Origin of the sequence: Cupriavidus sp. BIC8F (assembly GCF_032465815.1) — a bacterium.
In the GTDB taxonomy this organism is placed as follows: Bacteria; Pseudomonadota; Gammaproteobacteria; order Burkholderiales; family Burkholderiaceae; genus Cupriavidus; species Cupriavidus necator.
This window is the reverse complement of the sequence record NZ_CP136094.1, coordinates 2,367,478-2,394,163: the sequence shown is the minus strand read 5'-3', so window position 1 is coordinate 2,394,163 and position 26,686 is coordinate 2,367,478. Positions and strand designations below refer to the sequence as shown.

Genomic DNA, 26,686 nt, shown 5'->3' with positions numbered 1-26,686 from the left:
TCAGCCCCCCTCGGCCTCCAGCCGCGGCAGCTGCGGCAGATCCGCCGCCACCTCGGCGATCATCCGCCGGATCCACATCACATCCGGCGCCGCGTGGCAGCGCTCGTGCCACAGCTGGTAGAAGCGCATGCGCGGAAAGGACACCGGCGAGGGCACCATGCGGATCGGCAGGTACTGCGCGTAGTGCGCGGCAAACTGGCGGCCGGTGGTAAAGACCATATCGGTCTTCATCAGCACATATGGCACCAGGCCGAAATACGGCAGCGTGACCTGGATATTGCGCTTGTAGCCCTGCTCGGCCAGCGCCTGGTCGATCATGCTGCGCTGCATCGACGCATAGGGCGCCGGGGCCAGGTGCGGCATCTCCAGGTAGTGCTTGAGCGTCAGCCCCTTGCGCGCCAGCGGATGCTGGGCACCCAGCATGCACACCACCTCGTCGTCGAACAGCGGCGAGATATGCAGGTGCTCCGGCGGCGACAGCCAGTTGCCGACCACGATATCCAGCTGCCCCTGTTCCAGGTCGTCCAGGAAGTCCGACGACGACGTCATCGGATGCACGAACAGCTTGGCGCCCGGCGCCAGCCGGCGCACGCGCTCGACGATATTGGGCAGGAAGAAGGCATCCAGGTAGTCCGGCGCGCCCAGGTGGAAGGTGCGCGTGGTGGTGGCCGGATCGAACTGCTGCGGCGGGCGCGCGATGCGGTCCATCGCCGCCAGGCTCTGCTCGGCCAGCGCCAGCAGTTCGCGGCCGCGCTCGGTCGGCACCATGCCGTTTTTGCCCCGCACCAAAATGGCATCGCCGGTGATCTCCCGCAGGCGCTTCAGGGTATTGCTGATGGCGGGCTGGGACTGGCCCAGGCGCACGGCCGTGCGGGTCACGCTCTGCTCGGTCAGCAGGGTGTGAAGCACCCGCAGCAAATATGTATCGAGATGGTCGCGTCCGTGCATGGCGATGGCGGCCCTCCGGCGGGGGCCGGATGGGTGGCGTGGGGGATGGGAACGGCGCATAGTGTATGACAGGCGCCCCACAAACGGTCAAATCACCTCCTCCAGGGGGCGCCCGCCGGTGCGGCGGGGCACCAATCGGGGCCGCGCGCTGATGGGGCATATCACCTGGGCCGAATATTGCATGAAAGCCCAGGGTGCTATGTTTCCGCCATCACCAAAAGAGAGAAGACCATGGAGACGCAAACCATCCGCTTTTTCCACCGCGGCCAGGTCAAGGAAGTATCCGACGCCCCCATTACCCGCACCGTGCTGCAGTACCTGCGTGAAGACGCGCGCTGCACCGGCACCAAGGAAGGCTGCGCCGAAGGCGACTGTGGCGCCTGCACCGTCGTGGTCGGCGAGCTGCAGGACGGCGGCGATGTCGAATTCAAGGCGGTCAACGCCTGCATCCAGTTCCTGCCCACGCTCGACGGCAAGGCCCTGATCACGGTCGAGGATCTGCGCCAGGCCGACGGCAACCTGCACCCGGTGCAGGAAGCCATGGTCGAGTGCCACGGCTCGCAGTGCGGCTTCTGCACCCCCGGCTTCGTGATGTCACTGTGGGCGCTGTACCAGCAGCACACCCCGGGCGGCGAAGCCCCCTCGCGCCAGACCATCTGCGACACGCTGACCGGCAACCTGTGCCGCTGCACCGGCTACCGCCCGATTATCGACGCCGGCGAGCGCATGATGGCCCTGCCCGCCCCCACCGCGGACAAGCTCAACCCGAAGCAGATCGCCGACACCCTGCGCAACCTCAAGCGCGGCGAGACCTTCCGCTACCGCGCCCAAGGCCAGGAGTTCTTCGCCCCACGCACCGCGGCCGAGTTCGGCGCGATCAAGGCGGCACAGCCCGATATCCGCATCCTGGCCGGCAGCACCGACGTGGGCCTGTGGGTCACCAAGCAGTTCCGCGAGTTGGGCAACCTGCTCTACGTGGGCCAGGTGGAAGACCTGAACCACATTGAGGAGCGCGACGGCATGGTCGAGATCGGCGCCGCCGTGACGCTGGAAAAGGCCTACGCCGCACTCAACACCGCTCACCCCGAGCTGGAAGAGATGTGGAAGCGCTTTGCCTCGCTGCCAATCCGCAATGCCGGCACGCTGGGCGGCAATATCGCCAACGGTTCGCCGATCGGCGACTCGATGCCGGCGCTGATCGCGCTGGGTACGGAAGTGGTGCTGCAGCACGGCGAGACGCGCCGCACGCTGCCGCTGGAAGACCTGTACCTGGCCTACCAGAAGACCGCGATGCAGTCGGGCGAATTCGTCGCCGCGCTGCGCGTGCCGGTGGCCGGCCCGCAGCACTTCCGCACCTACAAGCTGTCCAAACGCTTTGATGAGGACATTTCCGCCGTGTGTGCTGCATTCGGCATCACCGTGCAGGACGGCATCGTGACGCAGGCCCGCATCGCCTTCGGCGGGATGGCCGCCACGCCCAAGCGCGCGGCCGCCACCGAGGCGGCCCTGACTGGCCAGCCGTGGAATGAAGCCACCGCCCGCGCCGGCATGGCCGCGCTGGGGCAGGACTACACGCCGCTGTCCGACATGCGCGCGACCGCGTCGTACCGCAGCCGCGGTGCCGCCAACCTGCTGTACCGCTTCTGGCTGGAGACCCGCGCCGAAGCGCTGCCCGCGGCAGCCGTCAACGTCCGCGCCATCGGCGCCGGCGCCACTGAAACCGCCACGGCCTGAGCCAGAGAAAAAGGAAAGCATCGGCATGAACAAGCAAACCGAACCCTTCCTGCTCGACGCCACCGCCGAACAGGTCCCGCAGGTCGGCATCTCGCGTCCGCATGAATCCGCCCACCTGCACGTGGCCGGCACCGCCACCTACACGGATGACATCCCCGAGCTGGCCGGCACGCTGCACGCCGCGCTCGGCATGAGCACCCGCGCACACGCCCGCATCAAGTCGGTCTCGCTCGACAAGGTGCGCGCCGCGCCCGGCGTGGTCGACGTGCTGACGGTGGACGACATCCCCGGCACCAACGACTGCGGCCCGATCATCCACGACGACCCGATCCTGGCGCGCGACGTGGTCCAGTTCATCGGCCAGCCGATCTTTATCGTGGTGGCGACCTCGCATGACGCCGCCCGCCGCGCCGCCCGCCTGGGCACGATTGACTACGAAGACCTGCCCCCGGTGCTGTCGCCGCAGGCCGCGCATGAGGCCGGCAGCTATGTGCTGCCGCCGATGCACCTGACGCGCGGCGAGCCCGCCGCGCGCATTGCCGGCGCGGCCCACCAGGACAGCGGCAAGATCCACCTGGGCGGCCAGGAGCAGTTCTACCTGGAAGGCCAGATCTCGTACGCCGCACCGCGCGAGAACGACGGCATGCAAGTGTGGTGCTCGACCCAGCATCCGACCGAGATGCAGCACGCGGTGTGCCATATGCTCGGCTGGCAAGCGCACCAAGTGCTGGTCGAATGCCGCCGCATGGGCGGCGGCTTCGGCGGCAAGGAATCGCAGTCGGCGCTGTTCGCCTGCTGCGCCGCGCTGGCTGCCTGGAAGCTGATGTGCCCGGTCAAGCTGCGCCCGGACCGCGACGACGACATGATGATCACCGGCAAGCGCCATGACTTCGTGTTCGACTACACCGTGGGCCACGACGACGAAGGCCACATCGAGGGCGTGAAGGTCGAGATGGTGTCGCGCGCCGGCTTCTCGGCCGACCTGTCGGGCCCGGTGATGACCCGCGCCATCTGCCACTTCGACAATGCCTACTGGCTGCCGAACGTGCAGATCGACGGCTACTGCGGCAAGACCAACACGCAGAGCAATACCGCCTTCCGCGGCTTCGGCGGCCCGCAGGGCGCGTTCGCGGTCGAATACATCCTGGACAACGTTGCCCGCGCGGTCGGCAAGGATTCGCTGGACGTGCGCCGCGCCAACTTCTACGGCAAGACCGAGAACAACGTCACGCCCTACGGCCAGACCGTGGAAGACAATGTCATCCACGAGCTGATCGACGAACTGGTGGCCAGCAGCGAATACCGCGCCCGCCGCGAGGCCACGCGCGCCTTCAACGCCGCCAGCCCGGTGCTGAAGAAGGGCATCGCCATCACCCCGGTGAAGTTCGGCATCTCGTTCAACGTGGCCCACTTCAACCAGGCCGGCGCGCTGGTGCACGTCTACAACGACGGCTCGGTGCTGGTGAACCACGGTGGCACCGAGATGGGCCAGGGCCTGAACACCAAGGTGGCGATGGTGGTGGCGCATGAGCTGGGCATCCGCATGGAACGCGTGCGCGTGACCGCGACCGATACCAGCAAGGTGGCCAATACCTCGGCCACCGCCGCTTCCACCGGTGCCGACCTGAACGGCAAGGCCGCGCAGGACGCCGCGCGCCAGATCCGCGAGCGCCTGGCCGTGTTTGCCGCGCGCAAGGCCGGCGTGGAGCCGTCCGAGGTGCGCTTCAACGATGACCTGGTCAGCGCCGGCGAACTGCGCCTGTCGTTCGGCGAGCTGGCGCGCGAAGCCTACGTGGCGCGCGTGCAGCTGTGGTCCGACGGCTTCTACACCACGCCCAAGCTGCACTGGGACCAGAGCAAGCTGCAGGGTCGCCCGTTCTACTACTTCGCCTACGGTGCCGCGTGCTCCGAGGTGCTGGTCGACACGCTTACCGGCGAATGGAAACTGCTGCGCGCCGACGCGCTGCACGACGCCGGCCGCTCGCTGAACCCGGCGATCGACATCGGCCAGGTCGAAGGCGCCTTTATCCAGGGCATGGGCTGGCTGACCACCGAGGAACTGTGGTGGAACAAGGACGGCAAGCTGATGACGCATGCCCCGTCCACGTACAAGATCCCGACGGTCAACGACTGCCCCGAGGAATTCAACGTGCGCCTGTTCCAGAACCGCAACGTCGAGGACAGCATCCACCGTTCCAAGGCCGTGGGCGAGCCGCCGCTGCTGCTGCCGTTCTCGGTGTTCTTCGCGATCCGCGACGCCGTGGCTGCCGTTGGCGACTACCGCATCAACCCGCCGCTGAAGGCCCCGGCCACCAGCGAGGCGATCCTGGACGCCGTCGACGCCGTGCGCGAAGCCGCAGCACAGCCAGCCTGAACTGGCTGAACGATCGCAGGAAGCGCGCGCCTGCGGGCGCCCCCGGACTTTCCCCCCTTGGCCGCGTTGACGGGCAAGGGGCCGGTGGAAGAAGCAGGCGCGCGCCACCCTTGCGGTGACATGGCGCAGGCAGCACCACAGCATCAAGCAACAACCAGGCAACACCGACAAGGCCCCCGACATGCAGGACGCACCGCTCAAACCCTTCCGCTTCGCCGACGCCGCCCGCATGGTGCGCGCCGGCGTGCCGGTGGCGATGGTCACCATCGTCGAGGTCAAGGGCTCGGCCCCGCGCGAGGCCGGCATCCGCATGCTGGTCAGCGCCGACGACCTGGTCGGCACCATCGGCGGCGGCCACCTGGAGTGGCGCGGCATGGATATCGCGCGCGCGATGCTGGCGTGTGGTGAACAACGCCGGATCGAGCGCATTCCGCTCGGGCCGGCGCTGGGCCAGTGCTGCGGCGGCGTGGTGCAGCTGGCGTTCGAGGTCCTTGGCAAAACCGACCTGCACTGGCTTGACGCGGTCGAACGCAATTTCACCGCCGGCAAGGCACTGCAGCGGCAAGTGCCGGCCAGCGGCCCCATCACCCATGGCGACAGCCATGCCGTGATCCCCGGCGTAACGCTGCACGCCGACGGCAGCTGGACCGACACGCTGGTGCCCGACACCATGCACGTAGTGCTGTTCGGCGCCGGCCATGTCGGCCATGCGCTGGTCAAGGTGCTGGCCACGCTGCCGTGCCGCGTGCACTGGGTCGACGAGCGCGACACGCTCTTTCCCGGCGGGCTGCCGGACAATGTCGAGGCCGAGGCCAGCGACACGCCCGAGGCGGTAGTGGCGCAGGCGCCCGCGGGCAGCTACTTTCTGGTCATGACGCACAGCCATGCGCTGGACCAGACCCTGTGCGAGGAAATCCTCAAGCGCACCGACTTCGCCTACTTCGGGCTGATCGGTTCCAAGACCAAGCGCGCGCGCTTTGAACACCGCATGGCCGAGCACGGCATCGACCCGGCCCGGTTTGCGGAAATGACATGCCCCATGGGGGTTCCCGGGATTACCGACAAGGCTCCGGCTATGATTGCGGTAGCCATCGTCGCCCAGCTGCTCCAGGTCCGCGAACAGCGCCTTGCCGCGCTGCGTCTGGGCCGCCCGGAGGCGGTGCATCCCTGAACCCGTGCCGCCCCGGCCCCGCCGGCAGGCACAGAAATGCCCAGAAACGAGGCCCCCATGACCATCGATGCCGCGCTCGCGGAACAGATCCGCCGCACTCCCAAGGCCGAACTGCATGTGCATATTGAAGGCACGCTTGAGCCGGAACTGATCTTCCGGCTGGCGCAGCGCAACCAGGTTGCGCTGCCCTACCCCAGCGTCGAGGCGCTGCGCGCCGCCTACGCCTTCACCGACCTGCAGTCGTTCCTGGACATCTACTACGCCGGCGCCAGCGTGCTGCTGACCGAGGAAGATTTCTTCGACATGACCATGGACTATGTCAAGCGCGCAGTCGCCGACAACGTCCGCCACGCCGAGATCTTTTTCGATCCACAGACCCATACCGCGCGCGGCGTGCCCATCGGCGTGGTGATCGACGGCATCGCCGATGCCCTGGCCCAGGCGCGCACCGAATATGACTTCTCCAGCAGCCTGATCCTGTGCTTCCTGCGCCATCTGCCGGAGGAAGACGCCTTCGCCACGCTGGAAGCGGCGCTGCCCTACCGCGACCGCTTTGTCGGCGTGGGCCTGGATTCGTCCGAGCAAGGCAACCCGCCCGAGAAGTTCGCGCGCGTATTCGCCAAGGCGCGCGAGCTGGGCCTGCACCTGGTGGCCCACGCGGGCGAGGAAGGTCCGGCGCAATACGTCACCGACGCCCTCGACATCCTCAAGGCGCAGCGCATCGACCACGGCGTGCGCGCCATCGACGATCCGGCGCTGGTGGCACGCCTGGCGCGCGAGCGCGTGGCGCTGACCGTGTGCCCGCTGTCGAACGTCAAGCTCAAGGTATACCCGGACCTGCGCGACCACCCGCTCAAGCGCATGCTCGATGCCGGCGTGGTGATCACGCTGCATTCGGACGATCCGGCCTACTTCGGCGGCTATATGAACGCCAACTGGGAAGCCACCTTCGACGCGCTGCCGCTGGACGCGGCCGATGCCCACAAGCTTGCCCGCAACAGTTTTGAAGCGGCCTTCCTGCCTGCCATGCAGAAGGCCGAATTCCTGGCGGAAGTCGACCACTTCTGGTCGAGCCCGCCCAAGTCCCCGCCCGCAACGGCCCCAGCGGCCTGAGCGCGGCGCATGCCAATAGCCCGGCCCGCTGCTTGAACCATGCGCTTCCGCGCGGGCCGGCCACAAGAGACAAACCATGACGACCAACCCCAAGACTGACTCCCTCACCCGTGCCATTCGCGGCCGCGTGCTGCATTTCCTGCGCGATCCGCAATTCCATGAGGACGCGTATCAGTATTGGGACGACGGGGTGCTGATCGTCACCAACGGGCGCATCGCCGCCGCCGGCGACTACACGCAGCTGGCCGCGCGCATTCCGGCCGACGCCGAGATCGTCGACCACCGCGGCAAGCTGATCGTGCCCGGCTTTATCGACACCCACGTGCACTACCCGCAGACCGACATGATCGCGTCGCCGTCGCCGGGCCTGCTGCACTGGCTCGAGACCTACACCTTCCCCGAAGAGCGCCGCTTTGCCGACCCCGACTACGCGCGCAGCGTGGCCGGCTTCTTCACCGAGGAACTGCTGCGCAACGGCACCACCAGCGCGGTGGTCTGGAGCACGGTGCACAAGGCCTCGGCCGAAGCCCTCTTTGCCGAAAGCGAGGCGCGCAACCTGCGCATGGTCACGGGCAAGGTGATGATGGACCGCAACTGCCCGGAATTCCTGCGCGATACGGCCGAGACCGGCGCGCAGGACTCCGCCGACCTGCTGTCGCGCTGGCATAACAAGGGACGCCTGGCCTACGCCATCACGCCGCGCTTTGCCCCGACCTCGACCGAGGCGCAGCTGGCCGCCTGCGGCGAACTGGCGCGCGCCTACCCGGACGCCTTTATCCAGACCCACGTGGCCGAGAACCGCGACGAGGTCAAATGGGTGGCCGAGCTGTTCCCGGACGCGCGCAGCTACCTGGACGTGTACGACCGCTACGGCCTGCTGCGCCCGGGCGCGATGTACGGCCACGCCATCTACCTGGACCAGGACGACCGCCGGCGCCTGGCCGACAGCGGCGCCGCGGTGGCGCATTGCCCCACCTCCAACCTGTTCCTGGGCAGCGGCTTCTATGACTTCCACCAGTCCGACGCCAACCGCCTGAATGTGACGCTGGCCACCGACGTCGGCGGCGGCACCTCGTTCTCGATGTTCCGCACCATGAACGCCGCACACAAGGTGGCACGCATGGGCGGCTACTACCTGACCGCGCTGCGCATGTTCTACCTGGCCACCCGCGCCGCAGCCGAGGCACTGGGCTGGACCGACCGCGTCGGCAGCTTCAGCGAAGGCTGCGAGGCCGACTTCATCGTGCTGGACCCCAAGGCCACGCCGCTGATCGCCCGCCGCAGCAACCGCTCGGAAACGCTGGAAGAAGAACTGTTCGCCTTTGCCATGCTGGGCGACGACCGCGTCATCGACAGCGTCTATGTGATGGGCGAGGCCGCCCACGTGCCGACCGCCTGATCCGTCACCTGGCCAGCAGCCGCCCGCCGCCATGCGGCGGGCGCGCTTTTACCGCTTCGCCCCTGCCTCCGGCTTGACGACCGTCAAGACCGTCTTCGACAAAGCCTTCTAACCTTGCGGTTCCGCCGCGGCGTTCTGCGTGCCGTGCGCCCATACCCATCCGACCGCAATCAGAAGGTTCTGCATGACCGCTTCCCAATCCGCCGCTCACGCCCCTGAGCGCGCCCATGGCCCGCATGACGTGCCCCATGCCGCGCGCAAGGGCGCGCCCAGCCATGCCCCGCTGCCGGAGCCAATCGCACCGGACGCCCCGCTGCCCTCGCGCAAGATCATCCGCGGCTGGCTGATCCCGCTGGGCCAGCGCAGCACCCCGCGCGCACTGCTGCTGTTCGGCTTCGACTACCTGCTGTTCGGCGCCGTGCTGGCCGGCGTGGTGCTGGCGCAGCACTGGGCCGCCAAGCTGGCGCTGGGCGTGCTGGCCGGCCTGATCATCGCGCGCCTGTTTATCATCGGCCACGATGCCTGCCACCAGAGCCTGACCCCGCGCCGCGGCCTGAACAAGTGGCTGGGCCGGCTCACCTTCCTGCCCTCACTGACGCCGTACAGCCTGTGGGAAGTCGGCCACAACGTGGTGCACCACGGCTACACCAACCTGAAGGGCTTCGACTTCGTCTGGGCGCCCTTCTCGCTGGAAGAATTCAACGCGCTGCCGCGCTGGCGCCGCGTGATGGAGCGCATCTACCGCACCGGCTTCGGCCCGGGCCTGTACTACCTGGTGGAAATCTGGTGGTGCAAGATGTTCTTCCCCAGCAAGCGCCAGATGGCCACGCGCCGCCCGATCTTCACCGGCGACTGTGTGCTGGTAGCCGCCTTCGGGCTGGCCTGGATCGGCGCGCTGGCTGGCCTGGCACTGGCCACGGACCAGACCGTCTGGATGCTCATCGGTGCCGGCTTCGTGCTGCCCTTCCTGGTTTGGAACGTCACCGTCGGCTTCGTGCTGTATGTGCACCACACCCACACCAGCGTCGCCTGGTACGACACCAAGGCCATGTGGGCCAAGGCGCAGCCCTTTGTCTCGACCACCGTGCACCTGCGCTTCCGCCACGGCATCGGCGCGGCGCTGCACCACATCATGGAACACACCGCGCACCACGTCGACATGAGCGTGCCGCTGTACCGCCTCAAGCGCGCCCAGGCACTGCTTGAGCACGCGCTGCCGGGCCGCATCATTGTCGAGAACTTCTCCTGGCGCTGGTATTTCGACACCGCGCGCCGCTGCAAGCTCTATGACTTCAAGGCCCTGTGCTGGACTGATTTCCGCGGCCGCCAGACCAGCGACAACGCGCCTGTACCCGCCTGAGAGTGCAGGCCACGTGGCGGGGGCAGGTGGACGCCTGCCCCCGCTGCCGTTATAATTATTGCTTCCATTGGGGAGTAGCCGCCCTGCTCTCACCGCGCCGCGCAATGCGGATTCCAGGAGACAGGGGCGTACGTCAACAGACTTGACCGCTTGCGGTTATGGCGTGCGCAGCTCCGGACCCGCCCGGCCGTGTACTGATACGGACCGGCAGCGTCCAGCCTGGCGAGACCGATGACCATACCTTTCTGGCCGGGCCGGGAAAGGTGTGCGTCATTGGCATCTCGCGATGCATTGCGGCCCGGTTACCCCACAAGACCAATATGGAAGCCTTCCTCGTCTCCACAGGCATCGTCGCCCTCGCTGAAATGGGCGACAAGACGCAATTGCTGTCGCTGGTGCTGGCCGCGCGCTACCGCAAGCCCGTTCCCATCATCCTTGGCATCCTGATCGCCACGCTGTTCAACCATGGCTTCGCCGGCGCGCTCGGCGGCTGGATCACGCATGTGCTGGGCGAAAGCCTGCTGCGCTGGATCCTGGGCCTGGGCTTTATCGCGATGGCGGGATGGATGCTGATCCCCGACAAACTCGACGACGCCGAACAGGCCAAGCCAGTCAAGGGCGCCCTCGGCATCCTCGGCACCACCATCGTGGCCTTTTTTTTTGCCGAGATGGGCGACAAGACCCAGATCGCCACCGTGGCGCTGGCCGCGCGCTTCAGCGATGCGGTGATTCCCGTGGTGGCCGGCACCACCTTCGGCATGATGGTCGCCAATGCACCGGCGGTCCTGCTTGGCGACAAGTTTGCCAACAAGATGCCGATCGGGCTGGTGCACAAGATCGCGGCGGGGATCTTCCTGGTGCTGGGGGTGCTCGCGTTGCTGAATATCGGCGGATAAGTCGCCCAAAAAAAACGGGGCACAAGGCCCCGTTCAAACCCTCGCCGGTCCGGTACTGACGGTTGCCAACCGCACAACCCTCCGGACCGTCGATCACCGATGCTCGGATTTCGCGGGCCATCTGCACGCGCCGGCCCTGATGCTTTTCAGATCAAGCCACCCCTGGTCCACTGAATCACTGAAATTGGTCGGTGCCTGCCATGTCAATGATTCAGCGGACTAGTTGGTAGTCTTGGCACCGCCTTCGAACCACTGCCCCAGCAGGGCGCGTTCGTCGTCGGTGATCTGCGTCACGTTGCCCAGCGGCATCGCCTTCTGCTGCACGGCCTGCTGGTAGATCAGCTGGGCGTGGGCCTTGATGTCTTCCGCGGTGTCGAGCTTGATGCCCTTGGCTGCGGTCGGCATCATCTTCGGCTGCGCGGCGTGGCACTGCACGCAGCGGGCGTTCATCACTTCCTGCACCTTGGCAAAGCTGACGGCGGCGGCGGCGTCACCGCCTTCTGCCTTGGCCACGGCCGTGCGCGGTTGCGGCGCGATCAGCACGGCGACCACGGCCAGCACGGCAACGCCGGCTGCGGGCCAGGCCACGTTGATCTTGCCCTTGTGCTTCAGGATGAAGAACTGGCGGATCAGCACACCGGCCAGCATGATCAGGATCAGCGCGGCCCAGTTGTACTTGTAGCTGTAGGTCATGCTGTAGTGGTTCGACAGCATCGCGAACAGCACCGGCAGCGTGAAGTACGTGTTGTGCACGCTGCGCTGCTTGGCGTTCTTGCCATGGACCGGATCGACCGGCTGGCCTGCCCGCAGCGCGGCAACCACCTTGCGCTGGCCCGGGATGATCCACACCAGCACGTTCGCGCTCATGATGGTGGCGATCATCGCACCGGTCAGCAGGAACGCCGCACGGCCCGAGAACAGGTGGCACGCCACGTAGGCAGCCACGGCCACGTAGATCGCCACCAGCACGCCCACGGTCTTGTCGCTCTTGCCGAACACGCGGCAGATCACGTCATAGACCACCCAGCCCGCGGCCAGGTAGGACAGCGCTAGGCCGACCGCCGCGCCGGGCGACATGTCGTAGACGTTCTTGTCGATCAGGAACGTGCTGGCGTTGAACAGGTACAGCACCACCAGCAGGCCGAAGCCGGTCATCCACGTGGAATACGACTCCCAGTAGAACCAGTGCAGGTTCTCAGGCAGCGTCTTGGGCGCGGTCAGGTATTTCTGCGGGTTGTAGAAACCGCCGCCGTGCACGGCCCACAGCTCGCCGCCGACACCCTTCTCCTGCAGATCAGGATCGGTGGGACGGGTCAGGCTGTTATCGAGCCAGACGAAATAGAACGAGGAGCCGATCCACGCGATCGCCGTGATGACGTGCACCCAGCGCAGCAGCAGATTGGCCCAGTCGAGAATGTAGCCTTCCATGTCTTGTCTCCTGTTTCCCTATGCCACCGCTTCAGCTGCCGCGGTAGGTCGAGTACGACCAGGGCGAAACCAGGAGGGGCACGTGGTAGTGCGCGTTGACATCGGCAATACCGAAGCGCAGGGGCACCACGTCCAGGAAAGCCGGCTCGGGCAGCTGCGTGCCTTGCGCGCGGAAGTAGTCGCCCGCAGCGAATTCCAGCTCATACACGCCAACGGCGAAGTCCGCGCCTTCCAGCAGCGGCTGGTCGCAACGGCCGTCGTGGTTCGTCACGACTGTCTTCAGGGTTTCGCGACGATTGTCGACAATCTTATGAAGAGTAACCGACATGCCCTTGCCGGGCGTGCCGGCAGCGGTGTCGAGTACGTGTGTGGTCAAGCGTCCCATCGTGTTTTTCCTTAGGCGATTGGGTTGTGAGGGGCGCCGCTGCCTTCACTAGCACCATTTGTGGGAATGGTGCCCGCTCGGTACGTCTGGTAACGCATCCCGGCGCTGGGTGGTGCGTGGCGACATTGCGCCTGCACTACCCGGTTGGCAATTCAGGGATTTCCCTGAGTTGTCGAAAACCTGAGTCGGTTTTGTTGACAATATTGAAGCAGTAAACGAATAATTGTCAACAATTTTTGGATCACCGCTGCCTGATGTCCAGGATTTGCGGTGCCCCGTCTGACTGCTGGTGCCACGATGTCCAAGAGCCTGAAGCTGATTGCCGCCAACGCCGAAACCAAGGCCGACGCCGAGTTGACCGAAATCCAGGCGGGCAAGCCCGCCAAGCCCGCACGCAAGGGCTCGGTCGAAGAGCGCATGTATCACGAGATCTACGACGCGATCATGGAGCACCGGCTGCCGCCGCGCACCAAGCTGACCGAGCATTCCCTTTGCGAGATCTATGCCACCGCGCGGCACACGGTGCGCAAGGTGCTGTCGCACCTGGCCGCCGACGGCATGGTCGATCTCGAACCCAACCGCGGCGCCTTTATCGCCAGCCCCTCCACCGACGAAGCGCACGACATGTTCGAGCTGCGCCAGATGCTGGAACGCGCGGTGCTGGAAAAGCTTGCCGGCATGCCCGACGTCAAGACCGTGATCGCGCCGCTGCGCCAGATGGTGGCCAGCGAGCGCCAGGCCTTCCTCACGCATGACCGGCCCAAATGGATCCGCCTGTCCGCCGAGTTCCATACGGCGCTGGCGGAACTGTCGGGCAACGCGCTGCTGGTCAACATGATGCGCCGGCTGGTGTCGCGCACCACGCTGATGATCGCCAGCGTGGAAGCCCCGGGCAACAACGCCTGCTCGTTCGATGAACACGAAGAGATCCTCGACGCACTCGAACAGGGCAATGCCGCGCTGGCCCAGTCGCGCATGGCGCACCACCTTGGCGCCTGCGCCGACCGCGTGCAGCCGGACGAGCCAGGCAACTTTGATCTTCGCAGCGTGCTAGGCCGCTCCACCTAGCACGGTGTTCCCGCCCCTGCCCCCCAAATACAAGGCCAGACCCGGTCGGCAAACAGCACCCAGCTCACCGACGAGAGTGCTGAGACGACCGGCAGATAACGGTCCGGAGACCTTCCTGCATCCAGGACCAGGGCCATGGCAGTGGTGTTCCCATCAAACCAAAGGAGAGGAGACGCACCAATGAATTCCGCAAGCACCACGGTCCCGACGGACCTCACCAACGAGCGTTTGCCTTCCGGGCGCCTGCTCGCGCTCGGGTTGCAGCACGTTCTGGTGATGTACGCCGGCACGGTTGCCGTGCCCCTGATCGTAGGTGGCGCGCTCAAGCTGCCCAAGGACCAGCTGGCGTTCCTGATCAACGCCGACCTGTTCGCCGCGGGCCTGGCCACGCTGATCCAGGCCTTTGGTTTCTGGAAGTTCGGCATCCGCCTGCCGGTGATGATGGGCGTGACCTTCGCCTCGGTGGCGCCGATGATCGCCATCGGCACCGATCCCAATGTCGGCCTGCTCGGCATCTATGGCGCGGTGATCGCGTCGGGGATATTCGGCATCCTGATCGCGCCGATGATGGGGCGCATGCTGGGGCTGTTCCCGCCGGTGGTGACCGGCACGGTGATCACGCTGATCGGCGTGTCGCTGATGCGTGTGGGCATCAACTGGGCGGCCGGCGGCCAGCCCACCACCCGCGCCGTGATCGACGGCGTGGTCAAGGAGGTGCCCAACCTCGCCTACGGCGACCTGGCCAACCTCGGCATTGCCGGCCTGACGCTGCTGATCATCCTGCTGCTGACCAAGTACGGCCGCGGCCTGGTGGCCAACTGCGCAGTGCTGCTGGGCATCATCGCCGGCACGCTGGTGGCGATGGCCATGGGCAAGGTGTCGTTCGAAGGCCTGGATGAAGCCAGCTTCGTCGCTGTCATCACGCCGCTGCACTTCGGCATCCCGACCTTCGAAGTGACCGCCATCCTGTCGATGTGCATCGTCATGCTGATCACGCTGGTGGAATCCACCGGCATGTTCCTGGCGCTGTCGGACATCACCGGCAAGAAGCTGAGCAACGAGGACCTGACCCGCGGCCTGCGCGCCGACGGCCTGGGCACCGTGATCGGCGGCGTCTTCAACACCTTCCCGTACACCTCGTTCTCGCAGAACGTGGGCCTGGTGACCGTGACCGGCGTGCGCTCGCGCTATGTGGCGGCGGCCGGCGGCATCATCCTGGTCGCCTTCGGCCTGTTCCCCAAGATGGCCCACGTGGTGGCCTCGGTGCCGCAGTTCGTGCTGGGCGGCGCCGGCATCGTGATGTTCGGCATGGTGGCCGCCACCGGCATCCGCATCCTGGGCTCGTGCGATTTCAACCGCAACCGCCACAACCTGTTCATCGTCGCCATCTCGATCGGCGCCGGCATGATCCCGACGCTGGCACCGACCTTCTTCCAGTACCTGCCGAAGTGGACCGGTCCGTTCACCCACAGCGGCATCGTGCTGGGCACGATCGTGGCCGTGGCGCTGAATCTGTTCTACAACGGCATCCAGTCGCGCGAAGAGGCCATGCGCAACGCCGCCGCCAACTCGCACGGCACCGAGTAACCGAAGCAACGGTATCGAAGTATCCGGCACCGCCGCCGGCACGACTGGCACGTTCGTTGCGTGATGGTCGGCGCTTGCGGGCGGCGCGGCGGTGCCGGAAGTTTTCCTGAAGCAAGCAAAGACACATGACAAACGATAACTATCCACGCGATCTCATCGGTTACGGTGCCCGGCCGCCGCACGCCCGCTGGCCGGGCGGCGCGCGCGTTGCGCTGCAGTTCGTCCTCAACTACGAAGAAGGCGGCGAAAACTGCGTGCTGCACGGCGACGCCGCCTCCGAGCAGTTCCTCTCCGAGATCGTCGGCGCCGCGGCCTACCCCGACCGCCACATGAGCATGGAGGGCATCTACGAATACGGCTCGCGTGCCGGGGTCTGGCGCCTGCTGCGCGAGTTCGAGAAGCGCGGCCTGCCGCTGACCATCTTCGGCGTATCGATGGCGCTGCAGCGCCACCCGGAACTAACGCGCGCCTTTGTCGAGCTGGGCCATGAGATCGCCTGCCACGGCTGGCGCTGGATCCACTACCAGGGCATCGACGAAGCCACCGAGCGCGAGCACATGCGCATCGGCATGCAGATCATCAAGGACCTGACCGGCGAGTTGCCGCTGGGCTGGTACACCGGCCGCGACAGCCCCAACACGCGCCGCCTGGTGGTGGAGCACGGCGGCTTGCTGTACGACTCGGACTACTACGGCGACGACCTGCCCTTCTGGACCGAAGTCGAAGTCACCGGCGGCGAGAAGAAGCCGCACCTGGTGGTGCCGTACACGCTCGACTCCAACGACATGCGCTTTGCCACGCCGCAGGGCTTCAATACCGGCGAACAGTTCTTCCAGTACCTGAAGGACGCGTTCGACGTGCTGTACGAGGAAGGCGACCCGAGCGGACAGGACAGCCCCAAGATGCTGTCGATCGGCATGCACTGCCGCCTGCTCGGCCGCCCGGGCCGCTTCCGCGCGCTGCAGCGCTTCCTCGACTATGTGCAGGGACACGACAAGGTGTGGATCTGCCGCCGTGTCGACATCGCCCGGCATTGGGCCGATACCCACCCCTACACCCCCCGGAACCAAGCATGAGCCAGACCTACACCATCGCCCAACTCAACACCATGCCTGTCGCGGAGTTCGTGCAGGTGCTGGGCGGCATCTACGAACATTCGCCGTGGTTTGCCGAGACCGCTGCCGCGCAACGGCCCTTCGCCGACGGCGCCGCGCTGGCGCAGGCACTGCGCAAGGCCGTCGATGAAGCCGGCGAGGCGGCCCAGCTCAAGCTGGTGCGCGCCCACCCGGAACTGGCCGGCAAAGCCTCCGTGCGCGGCGAGCTGACCGCCGAATCCACGCGCGAGCAAAGCGGCGCCGGCCTGAACCTGTGCACACCCGATGAGTTCGACCGCCTGCAGTCGCTCAACGCGGCCTACAACCAGAAATTCGGCTTCCCGTTCATCCTGGCCGTGCGCGGCTACGACCGCCACGGGATCATCGCGGAGTTCGCGCGCCGCCTGGAAAACACGCCGCAGCAAGAGTTGCAAACTTGCATCAACCAGATCCATCGCATTGCGCAGTTTCGGCTTGACGACTTAGTATCCGCCTGAGCAAAAAAGCGTCACCTGTATAACAAAAAACGCTGTACCCGATGCCGCCGGCACCCCATGCACCACCCATCACCGAGCCAGGCCAGGCGGCACGAATAAAAGCACCAAGACATTAGAAGAACCCGACAGGGACCCAGTACACAACGTTCCAAGCAGGATCGATCAAACCACGGAGGTCTAACAATGCAGAAGCAGTACAAGCCGGCACTAAAGCTGGCGGCGGTAGCGGCTACCCTTTTTTCCGGCGCGGCCATGGCCCAGTCCAGCGTCACGCTGTACGGTCAGGCTGACATGTTCGTCGGCGGCGTCAAGAGCCCGGGTTCGGGCGAGCGCGCATGGGTGGCCAACTCGGGCGGTATGCAGACGTCCTACTGGGGCATCAAGGGCACCGAAGACCTGGGCGGCGGCACCAAGGCCATCTTCGACCTGAACGGGTTCTTCCGCACGGACAGCGGCAACAGCGGCCGCTTCAACGGCGACTCGATGTTCAGCCGCAATGCGTACGTCGGCCTGCAGAATGACAAGCTGGGTACGTTGAAGCTGGGCCGCAACACGACCCCGTACTTCATCTCGACCATCCTGTTCAACCCGCTGGTCGACTCGTACGTGTTCTCGCCGACCATCTTCCACACCTACTTCGGTGCCGCCAGCAATGGCGTGGTGGATCCGGGCATCATCGGCGACTCGGGCTGGAACAACTCGGTGCTGTACTCCACCCCGAACTTCGGCGGCCTGAGCGCGAACCTGATCTACTCGGCAGGCGAGAAGGCAGGTGCCGCGGGCCAGAACAAGTGGGGCGGCAACCTGATGTACTTCAACGGGCCGTTCGCCGCGACCGTCGCGTACCAGCAGGTCCGCTTCAACGCGGTTCCCGACGACCTGTCGAGCGCGGGCTTCAGCCGCCAGGACGCCGTCCTGGGCGGCATCACGTACGACTTCAAGGTGGTCAAGCTGTTCGCCCAGGGCCAGTACATCAAGACCAAGGCCAGCACGGCCGCCAGCGGCGACATCAAGCACACCAACGGTCAGGTCGGCGCCTCGGTGCCGATCGGTGCCGGCAACGTGCTGGCGTCCTACGCCTATGGCAAGACCGAGAACGCGATCGGTGACTTCAAGCGCAACACGTTTGCCGTCGCCTACGACTACAACCTGTCCAAGCGCACCGACGTCTACGCTGCCTACTACTACGACAAGATCACCGGCATCGAGCACGGCGATACCTTCGGCGTGGGCGTGCGTCACAAGTTCTGATGACGTAACCGCCTCACCGGCAGTCCTTGAGCCCGCCCTTCCGGCGGGCTTTTTCATTGCCGCGTTCGCATCACATCGCGCGGAAATCTGCCGCCGCAATGCTGCGCCGCGCCATCGCATGCCGTCAGGCAATACGGATCGAAAGCCGCTATTTCATAGGTGGATTCAATTGGAAGCCCTCCTTCACGCTTCCTAGATTGGTGATCCGGACCTCAAAAACGACTGAGAGAGGTGATTCATGCGGCGATACCCCAAGACCCGTTCCGAACTGATGGCCATCCTGAACCAGTGCCTCGACAACAACCCCGAGTGCGGCGAATGCGAACTGCACGCGGTGCGAATGCACCAGCCTGACCATACCGGATGCAACTGGAGCGCCGAGGTCGATTTCCCCCAAGAATCCGTCGACAACCTGGGCACGCATCTCGCCGCGGCCAAGTCGATCATTGTCGTGATGCGCGAGCAGTACAACGTGCTGCAATAGCCACCGAACCCACAGCGTGCCCTGCGCGCTTGCCGCGGGGCAGCATCAAAGAAAAAGCCGGATCATCAGACCCGGCTTTTTACATTGGCGCACACCTGTCAGCGCATCAGCGCACCGCGTTGCTCTCCGCCACCGCCACGGCCGTCATGTTGACGATCCGGCGCGTAGTGGCCTGCGGGTTCAGGATATGCACCGGCTTGGCCGCTCCCAGCAGGATCGGGCCCACCGTGACGCCCTGCCCGCCCGTGATCTTGAGCAGGTTGAAGGCGATATTGGCGGCGTCCAGCGTCGGCATCACCAGCAGGTTGGCGCTGCCGGCCAGCTTGGTCGACGGCAGGAAGTGGCGGCGCACGTCTTCGTCCAGGGCAGCGTCGCCCTGCATCTCGCCTTCCACTTCCAGGTGCGGTGCCAGCTTGGCCAGGATCCCCGCTGCCTCGCGCATCTTGCGCGCCGACGGACGGGTAGAGGAGCCGAACATCGAGTGCGACATCAGCGCGACCTTGGGAACGAGGCCGAAACGCGCGATTTCCTCAGCGGCCAGCTGCGTGATCGCGGCCAGTTCGTCGGCGGTGGGATCATCATTGACGAAGGTGTCGGTGATGAACAGCGTATGCTTTTCCAGCATCAGCGCATTCATCGCGGCGAATACCTTGGCGCCCGGCGCCAGGCCGATCACGTCGCGCACGTGCTCGAGGTGTGCCTCGAAGCGGCCCACCGTGCCGCACAGCAGCGCATCGGCATCGCCCATGTGCATCAGCATCGTGCCGATCAGCGTGTTGGAGCGGCGCAGTGCCACCTTGGCCATGTCCGGCGTCACGCCGTCGCGGCCGCGCAGGGCCTGGTAGGCCTCGTGGTAGGCGCGATAGCGCGGGTCTTCTTCCGGATTGACCAGATCGAAGTCCACCCCGGCCTTGAGGCGCAGGCCGGCCTTCTCGATGCGCATCTGGATCACGTGCGGGCGGCCGATCAAGGTGGGACGGGCCAGACCTTCGTCCACCACGGTCTGGACGGCACGCAGCACGCGCTCTTCCTCGCCCTCGGCGTAGGCCACGCGCTTGGGCGCGGCCTTGGCGGCCGAGAACACCGGCTTCATGATCAGGCCGGTGTGATAGACATAGGTGGACAGCTGCTGGCGATACGCTTCGAGGTCCTTGATCGGGCGCGTGGCCACGCCGGATTCCTCCGCGGCCTTGGCCACCGCCGGCGCGATCTTCTCGATCAGGCGCTGGTCGAACGGTGTCGGGATGATGTAGTCCGGGCCGAACTTCAGCTCACGGCCGCCGTAGGCGGCGGCAACGGCGTCGTTCAGCTCGGCCTCGGCCAGCTCGGCGATGGCCTTGACGCAGGCCAGCTTCATCGCTTCCGTGATCTTGGTCGCGCCGCAATCCAGTGCGCCGCGGAAGATGTACGGGAAGCACAGCACGTTGTTGACCTGGTTCGGGTAGTCCGAACGGCCGGTGGCGATGATGCAGTCCGGGCGCGCGGCCTTGGCCACTTCCGGGCGGATTTCCGGCTCGGGGTTGGCCAGCGCCAGGATGATGGGCTTGTCGGCCATGGTCTTGACCATCTCGGCGGTCAGCACGCCGGCGGTCGAGCAACCCAGGAAGACGTCGGCGTCCTTGACGATGTCAGCCAGCGTGCGCGCCGAGGTGTCCTGTGCGTAGCGCGCCTTGTTGGCTTCCATGTTGGCGTCGCGGCCAACGTAGATCACGCCCTTGGAGTCCACCACCGAGATGTTCTCGCGCTTCACGCCGAGGCTGACCATGGTGTCCAGGCAGGCAATGGCAGCCGCGCCGGCGCCGGACACGGCCAGCTTCACCTTGCCGACGTCCTTGCCGACCACCTTCAGGCCATTGAGCAGCGCCGCGGTCGAAATAATGGCGGTGCCGTGCTGGTCGTCGTGGAAGACGGGGATGTTCATGCGCTCGCGCAGCTTCTGCTCGATGTAGAAGCATTCCGGCGCCTTGATGTCTTCCAGGTTCACGCCGCCCAGCGTGGGCTCGAGCGCGGCAACGATCTCTACGATCTTGTCCGGGTCGCGCGCGTCGAGCTCGATGTCGAACACGTCGATGCCGGCGAACTTCTTGAACAGGCAGCCCTTGCCCTCCATCACCGGCTTGCCGGCCAGCGGGCCGATATCGCCCAGGCCCAGCACGGCAGTGCCGTTGGTGACGACAGCCACCAGGTTGGCGCGCGAGGTGTACTCGGCGGCGGTGGCGGGATCCTTGGCGATTTCCTCGCAGGCATAGGCCACGCCCGGCGAGTAGGCCAGCGACAGGTCGCGCTGGTTGGACAGCGCCTTGGTCGCGGTTACCTGGATCTTTCCCTTGGTGGGGCTGCGGTGGTATTCCAGCGCAGCGAGGCGCAGTTGCGCTTCAGGACTGTTCGGGGCATGTTGCGGTGCATCACCGCTGTTCTTGCTGCTCATTGGCTCGTCCGGAAAATGGCCCGGACCGGAAGCGCCCCTCTCCCGCCAAGATCCGGCTCGGCCCCGATCGAGAAATCTCAGGATACGGGCCGGCAGCGAAGGACAACGCCTGGCAGCGAAACTGGCGATTCCGGCAGACAGGCCGGAAAAATCGAGCAACCATTCTAGCCCACGTGTCCGCGCAAAGTACCACCAGAGCCCGCCTGCAGGCCATTTTTTGAGTGGATTATTCCAGTTAAACAGCTTTTACCATTGCGTATGCAATGCAGGTGCAGACGCATGCCCCTGCATGCATTCGCACGCATCGCCTGGCCGGGACGGCGCGGCCAGGCCCCGGCCGCCCTATTTTGCGTTTTTCTCGACCTCCAGCGTCACCCGGCGCGGACGGCCGCTCTCGGCCGGGAAGTCGGTAAAGGCGCTGCGGATCAGGTAGGGCATGACCGCCGGCAGGCTGCCGTTCTCGGTCTGGTTCTGCGCGGTGACCTGGTAAATCCGCTTGCCGCTGGCCGCATCCCTGAAATACACCCGCAGGCTGGAGAACGTCACCGGCACGTCACGCACCACGGTCTGCGGCGGCCAGTAGCCCGGCCCCCATGGGCCCCACGGACCCCAGGGCCCGTACGGGCGGTAGTAGCCAGGCCCCCAGTACGGGCCCCACGGGCCGTACCACGGGTCCGGGTAGACGGTCTCGGCCACGCGCACGATGCCGGGCGCGGCATCGAAGTCCATGCTGACGCGATAGCGCGCCTGTTTCGCCGGCACCTGCTCGAAGCCGATCCCCGCCAGCGCCGCGGCCAGCCACTGCTCATAGGTCTGGCGGTCCAGCTGCGCCGCCTGCTCGGCGCTGCGCTCGAAGCTGTAGGTGCGCGGCGCATCGTTCTGCCAGCCGGGCTGGCGGAACGCCGTGACATCGGTCACCACCGTGCTGGCGCACCCTGACAGCAACAGCGCCGCCAGCGCAGCCAGCAACGCCATCGCCCCCCACCACCTGCGCGGCCCCGCCGCTCCTGCATTGCCGACACCGCCAGCGCGCTGCCACATAGTGCTACCTCGCTTTCCTCTGAATATCCACGTGTCTCTGAGACCACGCCGCCGGCGCGGAATTCCCCGCAGCATGCCGATGCCGTGCAGTGCCGGGCCGCGCCCCGACCCCTTGGCTACAATGAGGACTTCAGCGCCATGCTTCGCTGCCGCGCGCATGGCCCGCCCCCTTTCCTAACGGTCTTCCGAAGACAGGATCTTTCCATGCTGCGCACCGACACGCCCGTTACCGTCTATCGCAAGGACTATACTCCGCCGCCGTTCGCCATCGACCACGCCGAGCTGGTGCTGGACCTCGATCCCCAGCGCACCGTGGTCACCAGCACGCTGCGCTTCGCGCGCCAGGCCGGCACGCCCGATGCAGCGCTGGTGCTGGCCGGCGAGGAACTCGAACTGATCGGCGTCAGCCTGGACGGCAAGCCGGTCGCCAACGCGACCCAGGATTCCGGCACGCTGACCATCCCCGGCCTGCCGGCGCAGGGCACGCTGGAGATCACCACCGCGTGCCAGCCCGCGGCCAATACCACGCTGTCGGGCCTGTACGTGTCCAACGGCAACTTCTTCACCCAGTGCGAAGCCGAGGGCTTTCGCCGCATCACCTACTTCCTGGATCGCCCCGACGTGATGGCGACCTACCGCGTCACGCTGCGCGCCGACCGAGCCGCCTACCCGGTGCTGCTGTCCAACGGCAACCTGGTGGGCCAGCGCGAACTGCCCGACGGCCGCCACGAAGCCGTGTGGGAAGACCCGTTCCGCAAGCCGGCCTACCTGTTCGCTCTGGTCGCGGGCAAGCTCGAATGCATCGAGGAACGGATCCAGTCCGCCTCCGGCAAGGACAAGCTGCTGCAGGTCTGGGTCGAGGCGCGCGACCTCGACAAGACCCGCCACGCCATCGATTCGCTGATCCATTCGATCCGCTGGGACGAGCGCCGCTTCGGGCTGGAACTGGACCTGGACCGCTTCATGATCGTTGCCGTGGGCGACTTCAACATGGGCGCGATGGAGAACAAGGGCCTGAACATCTTCAACACCAAGTACGTGCTGGCCAATGCGCAGACCGCCACCGACACGGACTTCGCCAATATCGAGGCGGTGGTCGGCCATGAGTACTTCCACAACTGGACCGGCAACCGCGTGACCTGCCGCGACTGGTTCCAGCTTTCGCTCAAGGAAGGCCTGACGGTGTTCCGCGACCAGGAGTTCTCGGCCGACATGATGGGCTCGGAATCCGGCCGCGCGGTCAAGCGTATCGAGGACGTGCGCGTGCTGCGCCAGGTGCAGTTCCCCGAGGACGCCGGCCCGATGGCGCACCCGGTGCGCCCCGACAGCTACGAAGAGATCAACAACTTCTACACGGTCACCGTGTACGAGAAAGGCGCCGAAGTCGTGCGCATGTACCAGACCCTGCTCGGCCGCGACGGCTTCCGCAAGGGCATGGACCTGTACTTCCAGCGCCATGACGGCCAGGCCGTCACCTGCGACGACTTCCGCACGGCGATGGCCGATGCCAACGGCCGCGACCTGAGCCAGTTCGGCCTGTGGTACAGCCAGGCCGGCACCCCGGTGGTGACGGCGCGCACGGACTGGAACGGCGACGACGGCAGCCTGACGCTGACGCTGTCGCAGCGCTGCCCCAAGGTCGGCATCGAGACCCGCGCCGGCACGCCCGAGAAACAGCCCTTCCATATCCCGTTCGCGCTCGGCCTGCTTGGCGCCGACGGCAAGGACCTGCCGCTGCAGCTCGAAGGTGAAAGCACTCCGGGAGCGACCACCCGCGTGCTCGACTTCACGCAGGCCGAGCAGCGCTTCCGCTTCATCAACCTGCCGCGCGGCGCCAGTGCCCCGCTGCCCTCGCTGCTGCGCAACTTCTCAGCGCCGGTGATCGTCGATGCCGAGTACACCGACGCGCAGCTGACCTTCCAGCTGTCGCACGACAGCGATGCCTTCAACCGCTGGGAAGCCGGCCAGCGCCTGGCCACGCGCGCGCTGCTGCAGATGGTGGCCGACGTCCAGGCCGGGCGCGAGCTCAAGCTCGAGCCCGCGCTGGTGCAGGCCATGCGCGCCGTGCTGACCGACGACACGCTCAACCCCGCCTTCCGCGAACAGGCGCTGGTGCTGCCCGCCGAGGCCTATCTGGCCGAGCGCATGGGCGTGGCCGATCCCGCCGCCATCCACCGCGCCCGCCAGTTCATGCGCGAAGGCCTGGCCCGCGCACTGCAGGCTGACTGGCTCGCCGCCTACGAGGGCAACGCCACGCCGGGCAACTACTCGCCCGATGCCACATCCGCCGCCAGGCGCGCACTGCGCAACCTGGCGCTCAGCTACCTGGCCGACAGCGGCGATGCCGCGATGCAGGCGCTGGCCGAGCAGCAGTACCAGAACGCCGACAACATGACCGACCGCTTCGCCGCGCTGTCGGCGCTGGTCAACAGCTTCGCCCCCGGGCGCGAGCATGCGCTGGCGGACTTCTACGAGCGCTTCGAGGACGACCCGCTGGTGATCGACAAATGGTTCTCGCTGCAAGGCATGCAGCGCGGTGAAGTCGGCCCGCACGCCGGCAAGCGCACCATCGACACCGTGCGCGCGCTGATGGAGCACCCCGCCTTCAACCTGCGCAACCCCAACCGCGCGCGTTCGCTGATCTTCAGCTTCTGCTCCGGCAACCCGGCGCAGTTCCACGCCCAGGACGGCTCGGGCTACCGCTTCTGGGCCGACCAGGTGCTGGCGCTCGACGCCATCAACCCGCAGGTGGCGGCGCGCCTGGCGCGGGTGATGGACCGCTGGCAGAAGTACGAACTGGCGCTGCGCGACCGCATGCGCGCCGAACTGGAACGCGTCGCCGCCAGCAGCACGCTGTCGCGCGACGTGCGCGAGATCGTCGGCAAGGCGCTGGCCGCCTGAGCGGCTGGAACGACACAAGGAGGCCCGCCAACGCCCCCTTTGCCCGGCCAAGCGCGGCCGGGCATGTAGAATTGCGGCCATCCAAGGAGAACCAACCATGACTCGCATCAGCCTCACCCGCTACCTGGTCGAGGAGCAGCGCAAGCACAACACGATCCAGCCCGAACTGCGGCTGCTGATCGAAGTGGTCGCGCGCGCCTGCAAGGCCATTTCCAACGCCGTCAGCAAGGGCGCGCTCGCCGGCGTGCTGGGCTCGGCCGGCACCGGCAACGTCCAGGGCGAAACCCAGCAGAAGCTGGACGTGATCGCCAATGAAGTGCTGCTCGACGCCAACGAATGGGGCGGCCACCTCGCCGCCATGGCGTCGGAAGAAATGGAATCGTTCTACGAGATTCCCAACCGCTACCCGAAGGGCGAATACCTGCTGATGTTCGACCCGCTGGACGGCTCGTCGAACATTGACGTCAACGTCTCGATCGGCACCATCTTCTCGGTGCTGCACATGCCCAAGCCGGGCCAGACCGTGACCGAGGCCGACTTCATGCAGCCTGGCACCCACCAGGTCGCCGCCGGCTACGCCGTCTACGGCCCGCAGACCACCCTGGTGCTGACCGTCGGCAACGGCGTGCACATGTTCACGCTGGACCGCGAGGCCGGCAGCTTCGTGCTGACGCACTCCAACGTGACGATCCCGGACGACACCAAGGAATTCGCCATCAACATGTCGAACATGCGCCACTGGGCCCCGCCCGTGCGCCGCTATATCGACGAATGCCTGGCCGGCGAAGAAGGCCCGCGCGGCAAGAACTTCAACATGCGCTGGGTCGCCTCGATGGTCGCCGACGTGCACCGCATCCTGACCCGCGGCGGCGTCTTCATGTACCCGTGGGACAAGCGCGAGCCGGAAAAACCCGGCAAGCTGCGCCTGATGTACGAAGCCAACCCGATGGCCATGCTGGTCGAACAGGCCGGCGGCTCCGCCACCAACGGCCACCAGCGCATCATGGACGTGCAGCCCGAAAAACTGCACCAGCGCGTCTCCGTGATCCTGGGCTCCAAGAACGAAGTGGAACGCGTCACCCGCTACCACCTGGAAGCCGAAGGCAAGGCCTGATTCCGGCCGTGCGGCAATAAGACGGGGCGCCCAGGTGGCGCCCCGTTTCCTTTTGGCCCCGGCCGGATGGCACGGGCGACACAAAAGGGGTTCACAAGGCGGAAAAACGCTGCTACTATTGCGGGCTGTTCCAGTTCACCGGAACATGTTGCCGAAGTAGCTCAGTCGGTAGAGCAGCTCATTCGTAATGAGAAGGTCGGGGGTTCGATTCCTCTCTTCGGCACCAAAAGAATCAAGCACTTAGCCCAGTCAACGTACTGGGCTTTTTGCTTTCTGGCTTCCATGTAACCGCCTTGTAAGCGGATTGCGTCAACAGCAGGCCAGTGCCACAGCACGTCCATACTCGGCGTGCGAGCGCAATGGTTACCAATCATTACAGAATTAGCTTCAAGGTGCCCGCTGTGAACCAGTAC

Annotated in this window: 20 protein-coding genes, 1 tRNA gene and 1 riboswitch; of the genes, 16 read left to right on the top strand and 5 right to left on the bottom strand. The window is 66.1% G+C overall.

What is annotated here, in order from left to right; translation table 11 throughout:
* Entirely contained in the window at nucleotides 1–948 is a 948-nt protein-coding gene (locus RS901_RS11195) for a LysR substrate-binding domain-containing protein (RefSeq protein WP_018313168.1), read from the bottom strand.
* A 231-nt stretch (nucleotides 949–1,179) separates the two neighbouring features.
* Here RS901_RS11195 and xdhA point away from each other — a divergent pair, with 231 nt between their 5' ends.
* From xdhA to RS901_RS11160, 7 genes are all read left to right on the top strand, one after another.
* Nucleotides 1,180–2,682 carry a xanthine dehydrogenase small subunit gene (gene xdhA / locus RS901_RS11190; RefSeq protein ID WP_316148852.1) on the top strand — a complete coding sequence of 501 codons (1,503 nt, stop codon included), beginning with the start codon at nucleotides 1,180–1,182 and terminating at the stop codon, nucleotides 2,680–2,682.
* A 25-nt stretch (nucleotides 2,683–2,707) separates the two neighbouring features.
* On the top strand, nucleotides 2,708–5,056 hold the full coding sequence (xdhB, locus tag RS901_RS11185; protein WP_316148851.1) for a xanthine dehydrogenase molybdopterin binding subunit: 2,349 nt from the start codon (nucleotides 2,708–2,710) through the stop codon (nucleotides 5,054–5,056).
* Nucleotides 5,057–5,237: 181 nt separating this feature from the next.
* Nucleotides 5,238–6,227: a xanthine dehydrogenase accessory protein XdhC gene (gene xdhC, locus RS901_RS11180; protein ID WP_316148850.1), complete on the top strand. Its 990-nt coding sequence runs from the start codon at nucleotides 5,238–5,240 to the stop codon at nucleotides 6,225–6,227.
* Nucleotides 6,228–6,284: 57 nt separating this feature from the next.
* Entirely contained in the window at nucleotides 6,285–7,340 is a 1,056-nt protein-coding gene (locus tag RS901_RS11175; RefSeq protein WP_316148849.1) for an adenosine deaminase, read from the top strand.
* Between the two features lie 76 nt (nucleotides 7,341–7,416).
* Nucleotides 7,417–8,739: a guanine deaminase gene (guaD, locus tag RS901_RS11170; protein WP_316148848.1), complete on the top strand. Its 1,323-nt coding sequence runs from the start codon at nucleotides 7,417–7,419 to the stop codon at nucleotides 8,737–8,739.
* A 184-nt stretch (nucleotides 8,740–8,923) separates the two neighbouring features.
* Nucleotides 8,924–10,099 carry a fatty acid desaturase gene (locus RS901_RS11165; protein ID WP_316148847.1) on the top strand — a complete coding sequence of 392 codons (1,176 nt, stop codon included), beginning with the start codon at nucleotides 8,924–8,926 and terminating at the stop codon, nucleotides 10,097–10,099.
* A gap of 57 nt (nucleotides 10,100–10,156) precedes the next feature.
* A riboswitch (yybP-ykoY riboswitch) is annotated at nucleotides 10,157–10,355 on the top strand.
* A 64-nt stretch (nucleotides 10,356–10,419) separates the two neighbouring features.
* A complete protein-coding gene (locus RS901_RS11160; RefSeq protein WP_018313161.1) occupies nucleotides 10,420–10,995 on the top strand; it encodes a TMEM165/GDT1 family protein in 576 nt (191 codons plus the stop codon).
* Nucleotides 10,996–11,214: 219 nt separating this feature from the next.
* Here RS901_RS11160 and RS901_RS11155 read toward each other — a convergent pair whose 3' ends face one another.
* Together RS901_RS11155 and uraH are read right to left on the bottom strand one after the other, a co-directional pair.
* Nucleotides 11,215–12,423 (bottom strand): urate hydroxylase PuuD, encoded by a 1,209-nt coding sequence (locus tag RS901_RS11155; RefSeq protein ID WP_316148845.1) that lies wholly within the window; start codon nucleotides 12,421–12,423, stop codon nucleotides 11,215–11,217.
* Nucleotides 12,424–12,454: 31 nt separating this feature from the next.
* On the bottom strand, nucleotides 12,455–12,808 hold the full coding sequence (gene uraH / locus RS901_RS11150; RefSeq protein ID WP_010809171.1) for a hydroxyisourate hydrolase: 354 nt from the start codon (nucleotides 12,806–12,808) through the stop codon (nucleotides 12,455–12,457).
* Between the two features lie 297 nt (nucleotides 12,809–13,105).
* Between uraH and RS901_RS11145 the strand changes: the two genes are divergently transcribed.
* The 6 genes from RS901_RS11145 to RS901_RS11120 all read left to right on the top strand — a co-directional run bounded on the left by RS901_RS11145 (nucleotide 13,106) and on the right by RS901_RS11120 (nucleotide 18,789).
* A complete protein-coding gene (locus RS901_RS11145) occupies nucleotides 13,106–13,876 on the top strand; it encodes a GntR family transcriptional regulator (protein ID WP_114131420.1) in 771 nt (256 codons plus the stop codon).
* 180 nt (nucleotides 13,877–14,056) lie between these two features.
* Complete coding sequence (locus tag RS901_RS11140; protein ID WP_035819891.1) at nucleotides 14,057–15,463, top strand: nucleobase:cation symporter-2 family protein; 1,407 nt, start codon at nucleotides 14,057–14,059, stop codon at nucleotides 15,461–15,463.
* Nucleotides 15,464–15,588: 125 nt separating this feature from the next.
* A complete protein-coding gene (puuE, locus tag RS901_RS11135) occupies nucleotides 15,589–16,539 on the top strand; it encodes an allantoinase PuuE (RefSeq protein WP_114131418.1) in 951 nt (316 codons plus the stop codon).
* Entirely contained in the window at nucleotides 16,536–17,054 is a 519-nt protein-coding gene (gene uraD / locus RS901_RS11130) for a 2-oxo-4-hydroxy-4-carboxy-5-ureidoimidazoline decarboxylase (RefSeq protein WP_316148839.1), read from the top strand. Before puuE ends, uraD begins: the two co-directional genes overlap by 4 nt.
* 183 nt (nucleotides 17,055–17,237) lie before the next feature.
* Nucleotides 17,238–18,305, top strand: coding sequence for a porin (locus RS901_RS11125; RefSeq protein WP_316148838.1), 1,068 nt, complete (start codon nucleotides 17,238–17,240; stop codon nucleotides 18,303–18,305).
* A gap of 238 nt (nucleotides 18,306–18,543) precedes the next feature.
* Complete coding sequence (locus tag RS901_RS11120; RefSeq protein WP_316148836.1) at nucleotides 18,544–18,789, top strand: hypothetical protein; 246 nt, start codon at nucleotides 18,544–18,546, stop codon at nucleotides 18,787–18,789.
* Between the two features lie 106 nt (nucleotides 18,790–18,895).
* Here RS901_RS11120 and RS901_RS11115 read toward each other — a convergent pair whose 3' ends face one another.
* Together RS901_RS11115 and RS901_RS11110 are read right to left on the bottom strand one after the other, a co-directional pair.
* Nucleotides 18,896–21,217 carry an NADP-dependent malic enzyme gene (locus tag RS901_RS11115; protein ID WP_316148835.1) on the bottom strand — a complete coding sequence of 774 codons (2,322 nt, stop codon included), beginning with the start codon at nucleotides 21,215–21,217 and terminating at the stop codon, nucleotides 18,896–18,898.
* A 342-nt stretch (nucleotides 21,218–21,559) separates the two neighbouring features.
* Nucleotides 21,560–22,192 (bottom strand): DUF4136 domain-containing protein, encoded by a 633-nt coding sequence (locus RS901_RS11110; protein ID WP_316148834.1) that lies wholly within the window; start codon nucleotides 22,190–22,192, stop codon nucleotides 21,560–21,562.
* A gap of 270 nt (nucleotides 22,193–22,462) precedes the next feature.
* Here RS901_RS11110 and pepN point away from each other — a divergent pair, with 270 nt between their 5' ends.
* The 3 genes from pepN to RS901_RS11095 all read left to right on the top strand — a co-directional run bounded on the left by pepN (nucleotide 22,463) and on the right by RS901_RS11095 (nucleotide 26,499).
* Nucleotides 22,463–25,159, top strand: coding sequence for an aminopeptidase N (pepN, locus tag RS901_RS11105; RefSeq protein WP_316148833.1), 2,697 nt, complete (start codon nucleotides 22,463–22,465; stop codon nucleotides 25,157–25,159).
* A 97-nt stretch (nucleotides 25,160–25,256) separates the two neighbouring features.
* Nucleotides 25,257–26,273 carry a class 1 fructose-bisphosphatase gene (locus tag RS901_RS11100; RefSeq protein ID WP_316148832.1) on the top strand — a complete coding sequence of 339 codons (1,017 nt, stop codon included), beginning with the start codon at nucleotides 25,257–25,259 and terminating at the stop codon, nucleotides 26,271–26,273.
* 150 nt (nucleotides 26,274–26,423) lie between these two features.
* Nucleotides 26,424–26,499, top strand: a tRNA-Thr gene (locus RS901_RS11095).
* Nucleotides 26,500–26,686: the final 187 nt, after the last annotated feature.